The sequence below is a fragment of the Streptacidiphilus melanogenes genome (genome assembly GCF_000787835.1).
In the GTDB taxonomy this organism is placed as follows: domain Bacteria; phylum Actinomycetota; class Actinomycetes; order Streptomycetales; family Streptomycetaceae; genus Streptacidiphilus; species Streptacidiphilus melanogenes.
The window spans coordinates 1-1420 of record NZ_BBPP01000100.1; the positions used below are offsets into that span (position 1 = coordinate 1).

Below are 1420 nucleotides of genomic sequence, written 5' to 3' on the forward strand. Positions count from 1 at the left end.
CTTGCGCCTGCCGAGAATGTCATCCGCCCAGCTCAGGGGCTGTCATGAGTTGCGGCAAGATGATCACCTGTGTTGCTGCGCTTCGCCTACCTGGCTGTCTCCCATGCTTTTGCTGCCGTGCGGCTTCTGCCGATGAGCGACCGCGAGAAGGATGTGGAGATCTTGGTTCTGCGTCACCAGATCGCCGTCCTTGAACGACAGCTCGGTGGGGACAGGGTGACGTTCTCTCCGGAGGATCGTGCGTTCCTTGCTGCTCTGCTGATTCCGGTGCCGCGGGAGTTCCTGCGTCGGCTTCGTTTGCTTGTCCGCCCGGACACGGTGCTGCGCTGGCATCGTGATGTCATGCGGCGGTGCCACGCGCGTACCTGCCGGCCGAAGCGACCCGGGCGTCCGCCGACGGTCCGTTCGATCCGGGCCCTGATCCTGCGCCTGGTGCGCGAGACCCGTCTTGGGGCTACCGCAGGGTCCACGGCGAGCTGGCTGCTCTCGGCATCAAAGTCGCCGCTTCGATGGTGTGGGAGGTCCTCAAAGCCGAGGGCATCGACCCCGCGCCCGACCGCGGAGCCACCACCTGGACCGACTTCCTTCGCACTCAGGCAGACGCGCTGCTCGCCTGCGACTTCATCGAGACCGTCACCCTGACCGGCCAAGGCCAATACATCCTGGCCGTCATCGAGCACGCCACCCGTCGCGTCCGGATCCTCGGGACCACCGCACACCCCACCGCGAACTGGGTCACGCAAGCGGCACGGAACCTGGTCATGGACCTGGAGGACGCCGGAGCCACCGTCAGATACTTGATCCGGGACCGGGACGCCAAGTTCCCAGCCCTGTTCGACCAGATCCTGGCCGACGCCGGCATCCAGGCCGTCCTCACCGGCATCCGAATGCCGCGCATGAACTCCATCATGGAGCGCTGGGTCCAGACCTGCCGCCACGAACTCCTGGACCGGACCCTCATCTGGAACGAAAGCCACCTACGCCGCGCCTTGCACGAGTTCGAGCAGCATCACAACGCCCACCGGCCCCACCAAGCCATGAACCAGGCGGCACCACTACGCGCCGTGCCTGAACCGCTCGATCCCGGGCAGATCGCCCGCCTGGACATACGCCGGAGAGACCGCCTCGGCGGCGCCATCCACGAGTACCGACATGCTGCTTGAGCTGCCCGGATGAGGTTGTCGGCAGGCGCAGAGTTCGGACCACTCGCCCCCGCCCTGTCAGACCAGCGTGGTGTACGCGTTCCAGCCGGCTCCGATGCGGATGCGGGGCTTGAAGGGTGACGCGGGATTGGCGGTTCCTTGGTACAGCCAGAGCACGCCTGACGCGTCTCGGGCGACGAGGTCCGGCAGCCCGTCATCCGTCACGTCGGGGACCGTCGTCATGGTGGTGTAGGTGTTCCAGCCGGCGCCGACGCGGC

The 1420-nt window shown here is 66.7% G+C and carries 1 protein-coding gene and 2 pseudogenes; 1 reads left to right on the top strand and 2 read right to left on the bottom strand.

Going from position 1 to position 1420, the window contains the following annotated elements; translation table 11 throughout:
* Window positions 1-63 precede the first annotated feature (63 nt).
* Complete coding sequence (locus tag TR49_RS46235) at window positions 64-357, bottom strand: hypothetical protein (RefSeq protein ID WP_236653748.1); 294 nt, start codon at window positions 355-357, stop codon at window positions 64-66.
* Between TR49_RS46235 and TR49_RS39385 the strand changes: the two are divergent.
* Window positions 268-1163: pseudogene (locus tag TR49_RS39385) on the top strand (integrase core domain-containing protein). The gene TR49_RS46235 and the pseudogene TR49_RS39385 sit on opposite strands and share 90 nt — an antisense overlap.
* Window positions 1164-1220: 57 nt before the next feature.
* Here TR49_RS39385 and TR49_RS44330 read toward each other — a convergent pair.
* Window positions 1221-1420: pseudogene (locus TR49_RS44330) on the bottom strand (hypothetical protein); the annotation flags it as partial.